This is a genomic window from Vibrio sp. KUL70 (assembly GCF_059725515.1).
Window position 1 is genome coordinate 1023199 of sequence record NZ_AP045835.1, and the last position, 16133, is coordinate 1039331.

11 protein-coding genes are annotated in these 16133 nt (G+C 45.0%); 7 read left to right on the forward strand and 4 right to left on the reverse strand.

All coding sequences use genetic code 11. The features are described from left to right. The first annotated feature begins 7 nt into the window (after positions 1–7). On the forward strand, positions 8–3160 hold the full coding sequence (locus AC6I7V_RS18595; protein WP_498011851.1) for an efflux RND transporter permease subunit: 3153 nt from the start codon (positions 8–10) through the stop codon (positions 3158–3160). A 292-nt stretch (positions 3161–3452) separates the two neighbouring features. Then, positions 3453–4148, forward strand: a complete 696-nt coding sequence (locus AC6I7V_RS18600) for a MaoC family dehydratase (RefSeq protein WP_255232050.1) — start codon at positions 3453–3455, stop codon at positions 4146–4148. Between the two features lie 63 nt (positions 4149–4211). Here AC6I7V_RS18600 and AC6I7V_RS18605 read toward each other — a convergent pair whose 3' ends face one another. Then, the gene (locus AC6I7V_RS18605; RefSeq protein WP_498011852.1) at positions 4212–5027 is read right to left on the reverse strand and encodes a phosphate ABC transporter substrate-binding protein; all 816 of its coding nucleotides are present in this window, start codon (positions 5025–5027) and stop codon (positions 4212–4214) included. Between the two features lie 213 nt (positions 5028–5240). Here AC6I7V_RS18605 and AC6I7V_RS18610 point away from each other — a divergent pair, with 213 nt between their 5' ends. Beyond that, positions 5241–5603, forward strand: coding sequence for a DUF3024 domain-containing protein (locus AC6I7V_RS18610; RefSeq protein ID WP_261883499.1), 363 nt, complete (start codon positions 5241–5243; stop codon positions 5601–5603). 47 nt (positions 5604–5650) lie between these two features. Here AC6I7V_RS18610 and AC6I7V_RS18615 read toward each other — a convergent pair whose 3' ends face one another. Further along, positions 5651–6481, reverse strand: a complete 831-nt coding sequence (locus AC6I7V_RS18615) for an AraC family transcriptional regulator (protein ID WP_498011853.1) — start codon at positions 6479–6481, stop codon at positions 5651–5653. A gap of 167 nt (positions 6482–6648) precedes the next feature. Next, positions 6649–8652, reverse strand: a complete 2004-nt coding sequence (gene rnb / locus AC6I7V_RS18620; protein ID WP_498011854.1) for an exoribonuclease II — start codon at positions 8650–8652, stop codon at positions 6649–6651. Positions 8653–9040: 388 nt separating this feature from the next. On the opposite strand from rnb, the gene AC6I7V_RS18625 reads away from it, so the two are divergent. The 3 genes from AC6I7V_RS18625 (at position 9041) to AC6I7V_RS18635 (ending at position 14194) form a co-directional block, all read left to right on the forward strand. Next, a complete protein-coding gene (locus AC6I7V_RS18625) occupies positions 9041–10984 on the forward strand; it encodes a DEAD/DEAH box helicase (protein ID WP_032552882.1) in 1944 nt (647 codons plus the stop codon). Between the two features lie 483 nt (positions 10985–11467). After that, positions 11468–12661 (forward strand): acetate/propionate family kinase, encoded by a 1194-nt coding sequence (locus tag AC6I7V_RS18630; RefSeq protein ID WP_498011855.1) that lies wholly within the window; start codon positions 11468–11470, stop codon positions 12659–12661. Between the two features lie 126 nt (positions 12662–12787). After that, positions 12788–14194: an MFS transporter gene (locus AC6I7V_RS18635; RefSeq protein ID WP_498011856.1), complete on the forward strand. Its 1407-nt coding sequence runs from the start codon at positions 12788–12790 to the stop codon at positions 14192–14194. Positions 14195–14249: 55 nt separating this feature from the next. On the opposite strand, the gene AC6I7V_RS18640 is transcribed toward AC6I7V_RS18635, so the two are convergent. Next, positions 14250–14816: a helix-turn-helix domain-containing protein gene (locus AC6I7V_RS18640; protein WP_261883504.1), complete on the reverse strand. Its 567-nt coding sequence runs from the start codon at positions 14814–14816 to the stop codon at positions 14250–14252. Positions 14817–14917: 101 nt separating this feature from the next. On the opposite strand from AC6I7V_RS18640, the gene AC6I7V_RS18645 reads away from it, so the two are divergent. Beyond that, positions 14918–16111 carry a benzoate/H(+) symporter BenE family transporter gene (locus tag AC6I7V_RS18645; RefSeq protein ID WP_498011857.1) on the forward strand — a complete coding sequence of 398 codons (1194 nt, stop codon included), beginning with the start codon at positions 14918–14920 and terminating at the stop codon, positions 16109–16111. The last annotated feature ends 22 nt before the right edge of the window (positions 16112–16133 follow it).

Genomic DNA, 16133 nt, shown 5'->3' on the forward strand with positions numbered 1-16133 from the left:
CACAACTATGCTAAGTCGTTTCTTTATTCAAAGGCCCAAATTTGCCCTTGTTATCTCGATTATTCTGACACTGGCTGGGGCAATTTCTTTGGCCATTCTGCCTGTAGCAGAGTACCCAAAAATTAGCCCACCTTCGGTAAGTGTATCTGCATCGTACACAGGCGCGAGTGCTGAGGTTGTAGAACAGGCGATAGCCGACCCCATAGAAACTTCGGTTAATGGTGTAGAAGATATGATCTACATGTCTTCTAAAAGTGCCAACGATGGTTCGTACAACCTTAACGTGACCTTTGATGTTGGTACTGATCCAGATATGGCTCAGGTTAACGTACAAAACCGAGTTGCCCAGATTGAATCGAAACTTCCACAAGAAGTTAGAATGGTAGGTGTAACCGTTAAAAAGCGTTCACCTGACCTGTTGATGGTATTGAACTTTTACTCGCCAAATGGTGAGTATGACGATCAGTTCTTGATCAACTACATCAACTTAAATGTGAAAGACCAGTTAGCCCGTGTGACTGGTATTAGTGAAGTGAATGTGCTTGGTGGTGGTGAATACGCAATGCGTGTTTGGTTAGATCCTGAAAAAATGGCTAACCTCAATATCACTACTTCAGATGTGAATCGTTCGCTGGCGGAACAAAATGTTCAAGTCGCGGCTGGTCGCATTGGCGCAGCGCCTTATAACAACGCACAAGAAGTGCAGTTCAACTTGGTAACAAAAGGCCGACTAGAAACGGTTGATGAGTTTGAAAATGTCGTACTTCGCGCAAATAAAGACGGCTCAACGGTCTATTTGAAAGATGTTGCGCGTGTAGAGTTAGGTAAAAGGTTTTACGATGGTAACGGCAAATATCGTGGTCAAGACGCTTCAATCGTAGCATTGTCACTGCAGTCAGATGCTAACGCGTTAGAAAGTGGCCAAGCGGTCATGGCGATGCTGGAGAATCTAAGTAAAAACTTCCCTGAAGGTGTTGCTTACGAGGCGAGTTACGACACCACAGTGTTCGTTGCTGAATCGATAAAAGGTGTTGTTAAAACGCTTATTGAAGCTATCTTACTGGTTATCGCTGTAACCTATCTATTTTTGGGTAGTGCGCGTGCGACTTTGATTCCTGTTGTTGCTATTCCGGTATCCTTAATTGGTACTTTTGCAGTGATGCAGATGACCGGTTTTACCATCAACACAGTTACCCTATTTGGTTTGATCCTTGCGATTGGTATCGTGGTGGATGATGCGATTCTGGTTATCGAAAATGTCGATACCACAATGGCTAAAGATCCAACCATCTCTCCTCGCAAAGCGACACTGATTGCGATGAAAGAAGTAACGGGGCCGATAATCACCTCTACCTTGGTACTGTTAGCGGTATTTATCCCTGTGGCAATGCTTCCGGGTATCACCGGGATCATGTATCGCCAGTTTGCACTGACTATCTGTATCGCGGTTGTGATTTCGTCTATCAACGCATTGACGCTGTCTCCTGCATTGTGTTCTCTGGTTCTGAAACAGGGTGGCGGTAACACAGCGCGTTGGTATCAAGCATTTAACCGTGGTCTAGAAAGCGTGACCAAGAAGTACGGTCAAGTCGCAGGCTTCCTTGTTAAGAAAGGCGTACTGTTGTTTACCTTCTTCGTTGTGGCATTGGCTGCAGTCACTTACTTCTCGAAGACAACGTCTACAGCGTTCGTTCCTCAGGAAGATAAGGGTATCTTGCTGGTTAATGTGCAATTGCCTGATGCTGCTTCTTTGTCTCGAACACAAGAGGTGACTGAGCACCTACTGGAAATGGTAGAGCAAGAGCCTGGAGTGGATGGTGTTACTTTGGTAAACGGCTACGCCTTTATGACGGGTGCATCAGCATCAAATGGTGCGTCGCTGTTTATCAAACTGCACGATTGGGATATGCGTAATGCACTCGATGGAGAGCATTCAGCACAAGCGATTTCTCAGCGAATTAACGGTCGCGCTGCACTGGAACTGCCACAAGCAGTAGTCTTTGCGATGGGACCTCCGGCAGTTCCAGGTATGGGCGCGGCATCTGGCTTTGAGTTTGTACTAGAAGATACATTAGGCCGTAGCCGAAGCGATCTTGCGATGGTAATGGATGACGTCATTCAGAAAGCTAACCAGCAGCCTGAAATTGCACGTACTTTTAGTACTTTCCGTGCCAACGTTCCGCACTACTACGTGGACATTGACCGCGAAAAAGCGCAGCAGTTAGGTATCCCTCTGTCTGAAATCTTCCAAACATTGCAAGGTAACCTAGGTTCAATGTATGTGAACGATTTCACCATGTTTGGTAAGAACTTCCGCGTAACCATGCAAGCCGACAGTGACCATCGAAATAGTATGGAAGACCTGCAACGCTTCCATGTTCGCTCCTCATCGGGCGATATGATCCCATTGAGTACACTGGTAACGCATGAGCAGATCTTTGAACCTGATGTAGCGTGGCGTTACAACATGTACCGTAGTGCTGTGATTCAAGGTCAACCAGCTCCAGGTTACTCAAGTGGTGATGCGATTGCCGCAATGGAACGAGTTGCTGCAGAAGTCCTTCCACAGGGTTACCAGTACGAGTGGACAGGCATGGCGTATCAAGAAGTATTAGCGGGTAACCAAGCTATCTTCGCGTTCGCTTTGGCACTGATCTTCATCTACTTGTTCATGGTTGCGCAGTACGAGAGTTGGACAATTCCGATTGCGATTATATTGGTGGTGCCAGTGGCCACGTTGGGCTCTTTCTTAGCACTTAACCTCACAGGCACGCCACTTAACTTGTACGCTCAGATAGGTTTGGTTCTACTGATAGCACTGGCGGCGAAGAACGCTATTTTGATTGTGGAATTCGCGAAAGTTGAGCGCGAGGAGAAAGATGTGCCTATTGATGATGCGGCAGTAAAAGGAGGAACCTTGCGTTTCCGCGCGGTAAACATGACCTCTTGGTCGTTTATCTTAGGTATCTTCCCATTGATCTTCGCGGCGGGAGCTGGCCACGTGAGTCAAAACTCGCTGGGTATTTCATTGATTGGCGGTCTGCTATGTGTGTTGTTAGCAGGTACGTTCCTCATTCCTGGTTTCTATGCGTTTGTTCAGCGCAGACGTGAGAAAGCCCATGGCGGAAATACCAAACTTATTCCTCTCGATGATGAATAACGCGAGTTGATATTAACTACATGAAACAAAAGGCTTAGCATTTGCTAAGCCTTTTTTATATCCAAAAAGAATATAAATTGAGCTCTATATACCAATTATTCAAATGTATCATTGAGTTTATACTCTAAACATGATCTTCTAATAAAATAGCGTTTTTTAAATAAATCATTGATATTTAATGTGATTATGCATTTCGGTGAACGTGTGTATGCTCGAAAATGTTTGCACAATATTGTGAAGTGTTTCAAAATTAGCGGGTTAAGTTAAGTTATTTTTGTGCATTGAGGTTCTTATGAAGGTCATTGATTTATTTAAACACCGTAGTGAAAGTGTTTCGCCACAACACTCAGAGTTTATGCAATGGATGTCTCCAACTCTAAGAGAGTACTGGGGCGATTTTCTGAACCGCACGCAAAATAGCCACTTTTTTGCATGGGTACGCGACCACCATAAACCAGCCGTCAATGAAGATGCGCCGATCCAGCCAGCTGCACCGGTTGAGAAACCGATCGAGCTAAAACCTGAAGCACAAGCGGTTTACGATGAGCTGTCTGCTCAGATCGGTGAAGTGATCCATACTGGTGATTGGATTCATGTAGGCCAAGATCGTATTAACCAGTTTGGTGAAGTAACGGAAGATATGCAATGGATTCACACAAATCCTGAAAAAGCAGAATCTGACTCGCCATTCAAAACAACTATCGCGCACGGCTTTCTCACGCTGTCTCTATTACCACGTCTGACAGACAGTGTTGATCCAGATAAGTCGCAATTTCCGACGGCGAAAATGGTGGTGAACATTGGTTTGAACCAAGTACGTTTCCCTTATCCTGTAAAATCAGGTAATAACGTACGTGCTAAGAGTACTCTGACGAAAGTGACGCCAATTCGTAAAGGTCTTGAGATTGAACGTGAAATTCGCGTTGAGATTGAAGGCGTACGCCGACCAGGTGCGGTTGTCGTGTCAGTAATTCAGCTTCACTTCTAATCGTCATACAAGATTCAAAAAAAAGAGAGAGCCTTAGCTCTCTCTTTCTCGTTTGTGCTCGAATTATTTCACTCGAGTGTATCCGTACTCTTCAATAAGATCTTGGCCCTGCTCTGAAGTTATAAACTTAACAAAGTCTTTGCTCTTATCTGAAACCGACTCTTTCTTGTAAAGAATCAAAAATGGACGAGCCAATTCATAACTGTGATTAGCGATATTTTTGGAGCTTGCTTCTACACCGTTAAAGGATATCGCCTTAATTGAGCGGTCGATTGAGCCTACCGATATAAACCCAATTGCGTGTGGGTTGTGATTTACAATGGTTTTAACCATGCTGTTGCTGTTTACAACCAAGTTGTTTGGGTTGATGTCTGAAACCAGACGATCGTTGATGATTTTGGTAAGTCCCATTAGGTTTTCGAAACTATAACGAGAGCCAGAAGATGCCTCACGAGTCACTACCGCGATAGGTTGATCTGCGCCACCAACCTCTTTCCAGTTCGTTATCTTACCCTTGTAGATATTAAACAGCTGCTCACGAGTAATATTCGCGATAGCGTTTGAGCGGTTAACCACAACAGCTAAGCCGTCGTAGGCAATAGGTTTAACCGTTAAATCATCTGTTTGCTCTTGAACGGTTAAGTTACGTGAGCTCATACCAATGTCCGAAACGCCTTTGTTCACCATGGTGATACCAGCTGTTGAACCAATACCTTGAACCGCGATGTAGTTGTCGGTGTGTGTTTTATTGTACTCCTCGGCTAAGACGTCCATAACACGAGCGACAGAGGTCGAGCCTGAAATTGTGGTTTCTTGCGCCAGAACGGTCTGAGAAGACAAAGCTAGGGATAAAAGAGAGGCAAGAGCGACTCGTAACATATACAACTCCTATTGGATTACATTTGCCGCCTATCATAGGTAGCTAATATGACACTTTTGTGAAATTAGATGCGGTTAAGTCATGGTAGCTTGGTTCACACATTCATAAATGTGCGCTCACATTTGATAAACTCTTGTTCGCCAAACCAAGAGTTCAGTTCTAAGCTTTATTTAGGGCGGTTCGCCAAATGAAGGGTGTCAAGGAGGGAGTGGATGTCGGTAGTACAAATAGAGCTTAGTCGACTTCTACATGGTGCTGAAAAATTATGCACATCACGCAACCAAAGTTTGCCCGTTGAGCTTGGAAAGTCTCACTTTGAAGAGTGCGAGGGTGGTGTCGTTTTTTCGAAAGCTCACTACCTACTCGACTCATCCCATAGCGACTACACAGATGATGTCGCGCGTGTCGTATTCGATACTACTGACTCGATTTGGCTGGTGGAAGTGCCGTTAGACGAGGGAGTGCAGGGTGATTCGGTTCTCTGGGGGCCTTATCCGTATCTATCGCGTTCCAAGGATTTGGAATTGATTCTCCATGAAATAGAAAAAGACCCAAAAACTTACTTTTGGGTCTAATTATTATCATAGCTGCTTAAGACTTTTCTAAATCCGACTTATGTCCCTTAAGTCTCAACGCATGTGCTCTTTAAGCGACTTTGTGCAATGAGTGCACGGAAATCCTTGGGTGTTTTCCCGTGATACGTTTTAAATGCGGTACTGAAGTGTGCGGCACTCTTAAATCCCGACTCATAGGCAATCTGTGTGATCGATTTGGTCGATATTCTCAGTTGCGTCGCGGCGTGCGTAATTCGTTTGATTTTCAGTAGGTTTGAAAATGAGAGATTTTCTGCAGACAAACGTCGCTTCAAGGTTGCAGGTGACATTCCCATGTTGCTTGCCACGGTATCGAGAGAGATATTGTTTTCGATATTCTGCTCAATATAAGTGATGACCTTTTGCGTCACTGTTAGCTTCGAAGCTCTGCTAATCACTGCGAGTAGGGGCGGATGTAACTCAACCATTAACGAGAGTAAAGCCAAGCCTAGTTGAGTGACTGCGTAATCATTTTTACTCGGCGCACTCGCTAGCGTTAAGAGTGTCTCTTTGAGCTGGTCTAATTCGCGCTCTTCGCTGTTGAACTTGATGTATTTCTCAGGTGCTTTTACTGATTCAAGATCATCAAATTGATTGATGAATTTTTGGAAGATAGAAAGGTCGAAATCTAAACAGGTAGCGTTGAACTCGCCATGTTCGGTATGGACTGAAACGTTTTGTATTTCACCCGAATTGTAGAGTGCGAATTCACCAGCTTGGAGAGAAGCTTGATTGCCATTGGGGGAGGTAAAAGAGATACTGCCTTGGCGAACGATAAAAATACCATTTCTTGAAGCGGGGTACCTTTCCCTTTTCCTAGGCGTAAAGTTTCTAAATTGAGTGACATTGATCGATGGCATATACACTTCTTTGGCGTTCTAATAGCTTAAATGCTCTTTCTGCAACAGTATGCAAAAGTGGCTTATTATTATGTGCAAAACTAGCTTGCTCTTTTTGTTATTTTTGAGAAACGGCGATAAAAAAGGCGCTAATCATTAGCGCCTTTAGAAGAGTTGTTCAATGAGGATTAGCTTTCTTGTTCGCTCACTTCTTCTTTATTTGGTAGATCTGCGAAGATTTGAGTTGGTTTAGCGACTAAGCTGCGGTTTTCTTGGTTAACCTCAGAGAGAACGACTTCTAATACGTCTCCCAGTCTGTATACCATTTCTTTATCGATAGATACAGTGCCCATATCACCGTTGCACTCAATTCTTTCTTTGTTATCGAGAATGAGCGAGCCAGGGATAAACGCAGCAGCGCCATTCTCAAGCAGACGTACACGCATACCGGCACGGTTGATATCGAAGATCTCCGCTTGGAAACGGGTCTCTTCTGCTGGGGCATTAGCAAGTGTGCGCGCATATAGCCAATCGCCAACGTTACGTTCTGCCATACCGTGGTGACGGCGATGCAGTGCTAGTTCTTCACCGACCGTTTCATCAGGTGTTTGAATAGGTGCTTTACCTAGAATGTGTGCTTTCAGCATACGGTGGTTAATCATGTCGCCGTACTTACGGATTGGAGAAGTCCAGGTTGCGTAAATATCTAGGCCCATCGCATAGTGTGGCGCTGGTTCATTGCTGATTTCACTGTACGCTTGGAATTTACGAATACGGTTGTCGTAGTAGTTACTCTCAAGTGAACCTAACCAGCGGCGCAGAGCTGCAAAACCTTCCAGAGAAGCGATTTGTTCTTCTGTGTACGGTGTTTCCGCTTGTGGGTTTACTAGCTCAAGCACGTCTGCCAGTTTGTCTGTTTTAAATCCTGCGTGGCAGTTAAACACACCTTGATTGAAGCTATCTTTTAGCACTCGGCCAGCACAGATATTCGCGCTGATCATTGCTTCTTCAACCAACTTGTTCGCACTACGACGCATGTCTGCGTGAATGGCTACTACGTCATTGTCTTCGCTTAGTTCAAAGCGGTAGTCAGGGCGGTCTGGGAATACGACAGCATTCGCTTCACGCCATGCTGAGCGAGCTTTAGCAAACTCATGTAGGTCAGCAACAATGGTTGCGATCTCTTCGCTTGGTTGCCACTTCTCTGACGAGCCGGTTTCTAGCCAATCGGACACGTTGTCGTAAGCTAGGCGAGCATGAGACTTGATGTTGGCAGCGAAGAATTTAATGTCGTCACCAATCACACCGTCTTTAGAGACAGTCACTGTACAGCAAAGTGCAGGACGCTCTTCGTTCTCGATCAGTGAACATAGGTTGTCTGCTAAATCGCGTGGCAACATCGGGATGTTGCGTCCCGGTAGGTAAATCGTGAAGCCGCGATCGCGTGCCACCTTATCCATCTCATCATCTGGTGAGATGTAAGCCGTTGGGTCGGCAATGGCAATCGTCAGTTCGAAATCGCCGTTCTCTTTTTTCTTCGCGTACAGAGCGTCATCCATATCTTTGGTGCTTTCACCATCGATAGTCACGAAAGGTACGTGCGTCATGTCGATACGCTCTAAATCCGCATCGTCATTGATCTGCCAGTTATCGATGCCTTCAGGTTCGCTGTTTGGTAGATCATTTTGAGCAAGCGTTACCCACCAAGGTGCGATTTTGTCGTCGGCATCGGTGATCTTTTCTGAGATCTGAGCAAGGAAGCCGTTATCACCTTTTAATGGGTGCTGAACGATGTGAGCAACAACCCAGTCGCCTTCTTTTAGCGTTTCAGGGTTTAGGCCTTTCTTCGCCTTGGCTTTTAGTTGCAGCTTTTTAAGCTGAGGGTGATCAGGTACAACGTTTAGACGGCCTTTGAAAAGCTTAACGCGAGCGATAAATCGAGTAAGACCTTGTTCTACTAGCTCTTCTGGTTCAGCGACTTCACGTTCTTTCTCTGTACGGATGATCGCGACCACTTTGTCACCGTGAACACACTTCTTCATATACGGTGGCGGGATAAAGTAGCTAGTCTTGCTATCTACTTCTAGAAAACCAAAGCCTTTTTCTGTTGCTTTGATTGTGCCTTCCTTTTTAGGAAGTGTTTCTTGGATTTGTTGTTTAAGCTGAGCGAGTAGAGGGTTATCTTGAAACATCTTACTTTTATCTTACGAGAACAATTGAGCACACTATAATCATTGCGAGGCCTGATTACTACTTAAAGCACGTGACAGCGCAAATTAAATGGTGACAACGAATGTGGGTGACTTTGCACGATAGCCCCTCATTTGAATGGGTTAACGTCAAATTTTGATGACAAGATAGCCAAAAATTCAGTAAATCAGAAAAATATGTGATGTATTTCAATTTTTTCTGGCTTTTTTTATGCATTTAAGGAATAATCCGCCTCCCTTAGACGTCCCTAATGGCTTGATGCGTTTTATTACTGCTTCGCAACTGAACGGAATCAGTATCTGATAGGATCAGTATTGGAATTGGTAGAGCTCCCGGGACCTTTTGTTTACTTAATATAGTGGGATCCCAATGTCCGAATCTGTAATTCAATTTAATGAATTAGCACTTAACGAAAACATCCTTTCAGCTCTTGATAGCATGGGTTTCGTATCTCCAACTCCAATCCAAGCGGCAGCAATTCCTCTTCTTCTTGAAGGTAAAGACGCACTAGGTAAAGCACAGACAGGTACTGGTAAAACAGCAGCATTCTCTCTGCCTCTACTGAACAAAATCAACCTAAACCAACATAAACCACAAGCAATCATCATGGCTCCTACTCGTGAGCTAGCGATTCAAGTTGCTGCGGAAATCAAAAACCTTGGTCGTGACATTAAAGGCCTTAAGGTTATTGAAATCTACGGTGGTGCTTCAATCGTTGACCAAATGCGTGCTCTAAGCCGCGGTGCTCACATTGTTGTTGGTACTCCGGGTCGTGTTAAAGACTTACTAACTCGTGACCGTCTACACCTAGATGAAGCACACACATTTGTTCTTGATGAAGCAGATGAAATGCTAAAAATGGGCTTCGTAGATGACGTTACTTGGATCCTTGAACAAGCTCCAGAATCTGCACAACGTGTACTATTCTCTGCAACTATGCCTCCAATGGTTAAGACTATCGTTGATCGTTACCTACGTAACCCAGCGAAAGTTGACGTTGCTGGTACTAACCACACAGTTGATAAAGTAGCGCAGAACTTCTGGGTTGTGAAAGGTGTAGAGAAAGACGAAGCGATGTCTCGTCTTCTTGAAACTGAAGAGACTGACGCGTCAATCGTATTCGTACGTACTCGTCAAGACACTGAGCGTCTAGCTGATTGGCTATCTGCACGTGGCTTCAAAGCTGCTGCACTACACGGTGACATTCCTCAGTCGCTACGTGAGCGTACTGTTGATCACATCAAAGAAGGTGTTATCGATATCCTAGTCGCAACTGACGTTGTTGCACGTGGTCTAGACGTTCCACGTATTACTCACGTATTCAACTACGACATCCCATTCGATGTTGAATCTTACATCCACCGTATTGGTCGTACTGGCCGTGCTGGACGTAAAGGTAAAGCGATCCTTCTAGTTCGCACTAACCAAATCCGTATGCTTCGCACTATTGAGCGCGTAACTAAGTCATCAATGGAAGAAATCCAACTTCCTCTACGTGACAAAGTCGCTGAAGCTCGTCTAGCTAAGCTAGGTGCAGAACTTGAAGCTGAGAAAGAGCATAAGTCTCTAGAAAACTTCGCTGAGCTAGTTGCTAAGCTACAAGAAAACCTAGAGATCGACCCAACGACTCTTGCTGCAATGCTTCTTAAGCGTCAACAAGGTAAGCGCCCACTGTTCTACATTGGCGAAGACCCAATGATCGCTGCAATCGAGCGCGATAAGAACCGTCGCAAAGAGCGTCGTGAAAACCGCGATCGTGACGGTGGCCGTGGTGGTCGTGACTTCAACAGCCAAGATTGGGATACATACCAACTGCAAGTTGGTCGCGAGCAAGGCGTTCAAGTTAAAGACATCGTTGGCGCACTAGCAAACGAACTAGGCCTAACTAAAGGTTCTATCGGTGCTATCAAACTAGACCAAGCAGCAACTTACGTTCAGCTTCCAAAAGCGATGAACTCTGAAACTGCTGGTAAGCTAAACAAACTACGCATCCGTCAAAAAGAAGCGGGCGCAGTGGTTGTAGACTTCAACGATTTCCGTGAGCCACGTCGTGGTAACGGCGGCCGTGGTGGTCGTGATGGCGGTCGCGGTGGTTACCGTGGCAACCGTGACGGCAATCGCGATGGTAACCGCGAAGGCGGACGTGGCGGCTACCGTGGTAACCGTGACGGCAACCGCGAAGGCGGCCGTGATGGCGAGCGTCGTTTCGACCGTAACCGTGGTGGCGATCACCGTGGTAACTACCGTGGCGAACGTGGCCATGGTAACGGCAATGGCGGCCGTGGTCGTCGCAATGACCGTGGCGAAGGTTAATCTTAGAGATTACCTCGTATAAATTAGAGGAAGCCGAGCATCTAGCTCGGCTTTTTTGTACCTGTTACTTTGTCGGTTTGAGTTTTATCCCTTTCAAAGACTGAAAAACAATCGGATATCTATAGAAAAATCTCGAATGGAGCGGTGATCTACGCTGAGCAAGCCTACCATTTACTCACGCTACATTGTCTAATCTATTGTTGGATATGTGACCTATTTAGCTTGGGAATATTAATAACAGGCAGAGTGTTTTTGAGTGCAATGCGTATAATTTATAAATATATACACTTGGTTGTATTCAACTATATTTTAATTTTTAGGCCTAAAAAAAACCAGTTAATGACTCGGATCAACTAATTTGTGTTAATTTAGTTAAATATCCAAAACAAAAGTTGATAAATTCAAAAATTATTGAATAATGGGCTTAAATAAAATTGAAGTAAAATCTTCATCAAACTCGTACTGAAACAGGATCCATATCCAATGTCTAATTCGTTTGTTCTGGTTATTAACTCAGGTAGTTCTTCTCTTAAATTCGCTGTTATCAACTCCGTAACAGGTGATGCAGTTGTTAGTGGCTTAGGCGAGTGTTTTGGCCTTCCAGAAGCGGTAATTAGTTGGAAACACAATGGTGAGAAAGTTGAAGAAGCGATTACTGCTCCTGACAACCACCATCAACATGCAATTACTCGTATCGTTGCACTGATGGAAACACTTGGTTTCTCTAGCGATCTTGTTGCTGTTGGTCACCGCATTGTCCACGGTGGTGAGAAATTTACTTCTACAGTTCGTATTAACGATGAAGTATTGGCAGAAATCGAAAGCCTGTCTGACCTAGCACCTCTGCACAACCCAGCAGGTGCAAAAGGTATTGAAGCTTCTATGCAAGCGTTCCCTCATCTTCCTCAATTTGCTGTATTTGACACAGCGTTCCACCAAACAATGCCTCAAAAAGCATTTACAGGTGCGATTTCTGGTGAGCTTTACAAAGAGTACGGTATCCGTCGTTACGGTTTCCACGGTACGAGCCACTACTTTGTAAGCCGTGAAGCAGCAAAAATGCTGAACAAGCCGGTTGAAGAGGCGAGCTTTATCTCTGTTCATCTAGGTAATGGTGCATCAGTGTGTGCAATTGAAAATGGCAAATCAGTCGATACATCTATGGGCTTTACGCCACTAGCGGGCCTAATGATGGGTACACGTTCTGGTGACCTAGACCCAGGTGTTATCGAGTTCCTAATCAAGAAAGGTTGGACGACTGAAAAAGTATTCGAAACGCTAAACAAGAAGTCTGGTTTCCTTGGCGTATCTGGCCTAACTTCTGATGCACGTGGCATCCTAGAGGCGATGGAGAACGGTCACGAAGGTGCGAAGCTAGCATTTGAAGTATTTACTTACCGTGTTGCAAAATACATCGGTTCTTACATGATTCCACTAAGCAGCTTAGACGCTGTTATCTTCACAGGTGGTATCGGTGAGAACTCTCTACCAATTCGTCGCGAAATCCTAGCAAACCTAAAACTTCTAGGTTTTGTTGAAGACGAGAAAGGCAACGAAGATGCCCGCTTTGGTGCTGCAGGTATCATCGCGAAGTCAGAGATGCTGGATGCAGTAGCAATGGTTATCCCAACCAACGAAGAATTTGTTATTGCTAAGCAGTCGGTTGAATTGCTGTAATAAACAATAAAATCATATAGTTAAAAGCGAGCCTAGAGCTCGCTTTTTGTTTTTGTGAGTATAAGAAGACGTCGACCCTGACTAAAGTTCTATTGTTTACCATGAGTAAATTATTTAGTTACTGATATGCAGTTTATTCGTCAGTACTGGTTCATTAGTATTGCCCGTCGCCCTCGCACTGCGGGGGTGGTCTTAAATATCTCACAGGATCTGACTCATGAAAAAGATACTCGCGCTCTCAAGCCGTCATCACGGCCAGTTTATCGCTACGGGTTTGACGTACTTATGAAAGCGCTAAAAGCCTATTCCGTCTATCTCATTATGAAAGGGTCGACAGGGCTGTTTTTCTCACTCATTGTCACCGTGAACTTGGTTTACCATACGACAGTGGTGGGTCTAACTCCGTTACAACTGGTCTTGGTTGGTACGGTGCTTGAAGCCAGTGTGTTGTTGTTTGAAATTCCAACCGGCGTTATTGCAGATGTTTATAGTCGACGCTTATCCGTCATTATTGGGACTGTATTACTTGGTGTCGGATTTATTATCGAAGGGGCTTTTCCTCAATTTGAAATGATATTGTTGGCACAGGTGATTTGGGGGATCGGTTCGACTTTCCTCAGCGGAGCGACGGAAGCTTGGATTGCAGACGAGACAACACTACTGCCAGATGGGAAGAGACCTAGTTTAAGCCACGTGTTTTTGCGTGGAAATCAAATGGCTCAAGTAGGGGGATTGGTTGGGATTGGTCTAAGTATACTTTTAGCGAGTTTCAATATTACTTGGCCGATTATCCTTGGTGGGACTCTGTACCTACTGCTTGCTGTCTTTCTTTGTTTGTTTATGCCAGAAAACGGATTTTGTCCTGCGCCAAAAGCAGAACGCGACTCCTGGCAAGCGACAATACGAACCACAAGAGAGGGAGCAAAACTTGTTCGCGGAAAACCTACATTACTTGCGATTTTAGCGATTGCTTTGATTATGGGGTTAGCTGGTGAAGGTTGGGATAGGCTTTGGACACCGCACTTGCTTGAAAATATCACACTACCGCCGATTGGACCTTTGGATCCTATCGTTTGGTTTGGTTTAATCAGTGCTGTCTCTATGCTGCTAGCGATAGGTGTCACGGAGGTCATTCGGCGTTATATCAACACTGATAGCCAATCATCGCTTGTTAAAACCTTTATGGGTCTCTACGGCATTCTTATTGTAGGAATCGTCCTTTACGGGATGACGACGAGTTTAGCTACAGGGCTGGTTGCATTTTGGATTGTAGGCATGGTTCATAGGCTTCTTACCCCGTTGCTACAGACTTGGATCAACCAACATGCGGAGTCTAACGTCAGAGCGACTGTTTTGTCGATACAAGGGCAAACTAATGCTTTAGGGCAAATGGTTGGCGGGCCAGCCGTTGGTGCGATAGGAACGTATTTCACACTACGAGCTGCGATCGTGACGACAGGCTTTCTCTTGTTACCTGTGCTGGTCGTGCTACACCGGACATTGCGACAATCCAAGTCTGCTTGTGAAGCATAAAAAGTAGAGCCACGAATGGTTTAATCGTGGCTCTACTCAACGAATATATTCGATGTTACTGCTTACTATCTGGGTAATGGATAATGTTGTGGAACACAGCGTTGTCTTGACCGGTATTTTTATAGCCATGTATTTGATTGGCATTGAAGCGAACGGCTTGACCCGCTTGCAATGAATGCCACTCTCCATCAAAAAAGACAGCCATCTCTCCAGAAATACATAGGATATGTTCGGTAACACCCAAGTTATGTGGGTCAGACTTATGTTGGTACTCAGGTGCCAAAGTGAGTTCGAAGACCTCAAAGCCTAAGGCTGGCTCGAACGGGAACAATAGACTGACGAAAAAGCCGATATTGTACTCTTCACGTCTCAGTTCGTTGGCATCTCTAAAGAGACTCGTCAGTTCATTGTTCGAGCTAGTGGTAATAAAGCTGGAAAATGAAACTTCGAAACCCGACGCGATTTGCCACAGTTTTGCCACGGTTGGGCTCGATTCTCCACGCTCGATCTGTCCGAGCATGGCCTTGCTCACCCCAGTCGCTTGCGCGGTTTTATCTAGGCTCCAACCTTTCTCTTTGCGAAGGCGCCTTAGGTTGTCACCCACCTTTATCTCTGATTGCATACTTTCTCAACAAATTTTTTCGATAAATAAGTTGTGCGTTATAACGCACAAGTGCTAGATTAATCCTATGGACGTTATAACGCACGTAGGGAATAAATAACATGACTAAGCTAAAACTTTCGCATGTCACGACCGGTTTTATTGCGGTTTTCATTGGCTATGCGAGCGCCGCGGCAATCATTTACCAGGCCGCGATGAGCGCAGGCGCAACGGATGAGCAAGTCGCATCATGGTTCTGGGCATTAGGGATCGGAATGGGAGCCACGACGATTTTGCTCTCATTTTACTATAAGAAGCCGATCGTCACGGCTTGGTCGACACCTGGCGCTGCGTTACTTATCACGTCCCTTGAAGGGCTGAGTATGAATCAAGCCGTCGCAGTGTTTCTTTTTAGCTCACTGTTAATCACCTTAGTGGGAATGGCGGGTTTATTCGAGAAGATCCTTAAGCAGATACCAACATCGATCGCTTCAGCGATGCTCGCGGGTATTCTTCTGCAATTTGGTTTGGGCTTGTTTACCTCTCTCATTAAAGAAGTTGAGATTGTTTTAGTGATGCTCACCATGTTTATTTTGGCAAGAGCTTGGTTAGGAAATTTGCTGATCCCAACAATTTTTGCCGTGGCTTTGGGTATGTGTGTTGTGATGGGGAAGCTTGATTTGAGTGACGTTTCCATTGGTTTGACGGTCCCTGTAGTAATTTTTCCTGATTTCGAATTCTTTTCGTTGATCAGTGTTGGTATCCCGTTGTTTATTGTCACTATGGCGTCGCAAAATTTGCCGGGCTTCGCGGTATTAAAAGCCAATGGCTATCAAGTGGATTCCTCAAAGGTCATTACCACGACGGGTGTGACCGGTCTTTTACTCGCGCCTTTGGGGGGATTTGCGTTTAATCTAGCGGCAATTACGGGGGCTATTTGTATGGGCCCTAATGCGGATGACAATCCTAAAACGCGCTATATGGCAGGCATTTCAATGGGCGTGTTTTATCTTCTGGCAGCAGTCCTAGGTATGTCCTTGGTGTCTTTGTTCAGTGCAGTACCTACAGCGATAGTGATTGCGATAGCTGGCTTGGCCGTGATGCCGACCTTACTAAATTGTTTGTCAGTATCAATGGCGGATGAAAACTATCGAGAACCCGCACTGTTTACCTTTTTATTTACTGCCTCTGGCATCAACCTAATGGGAATCGGTAGCGCCTTTTGGGGGCTCTGTATTGGTCTACTTTGTTGCTGGTTGCATGACTATAAAACGCGCTCGTGTCGAACGAATAGAGCTTCATCAACACATACATAAAATGTTGAGGTTTAGATAAGTA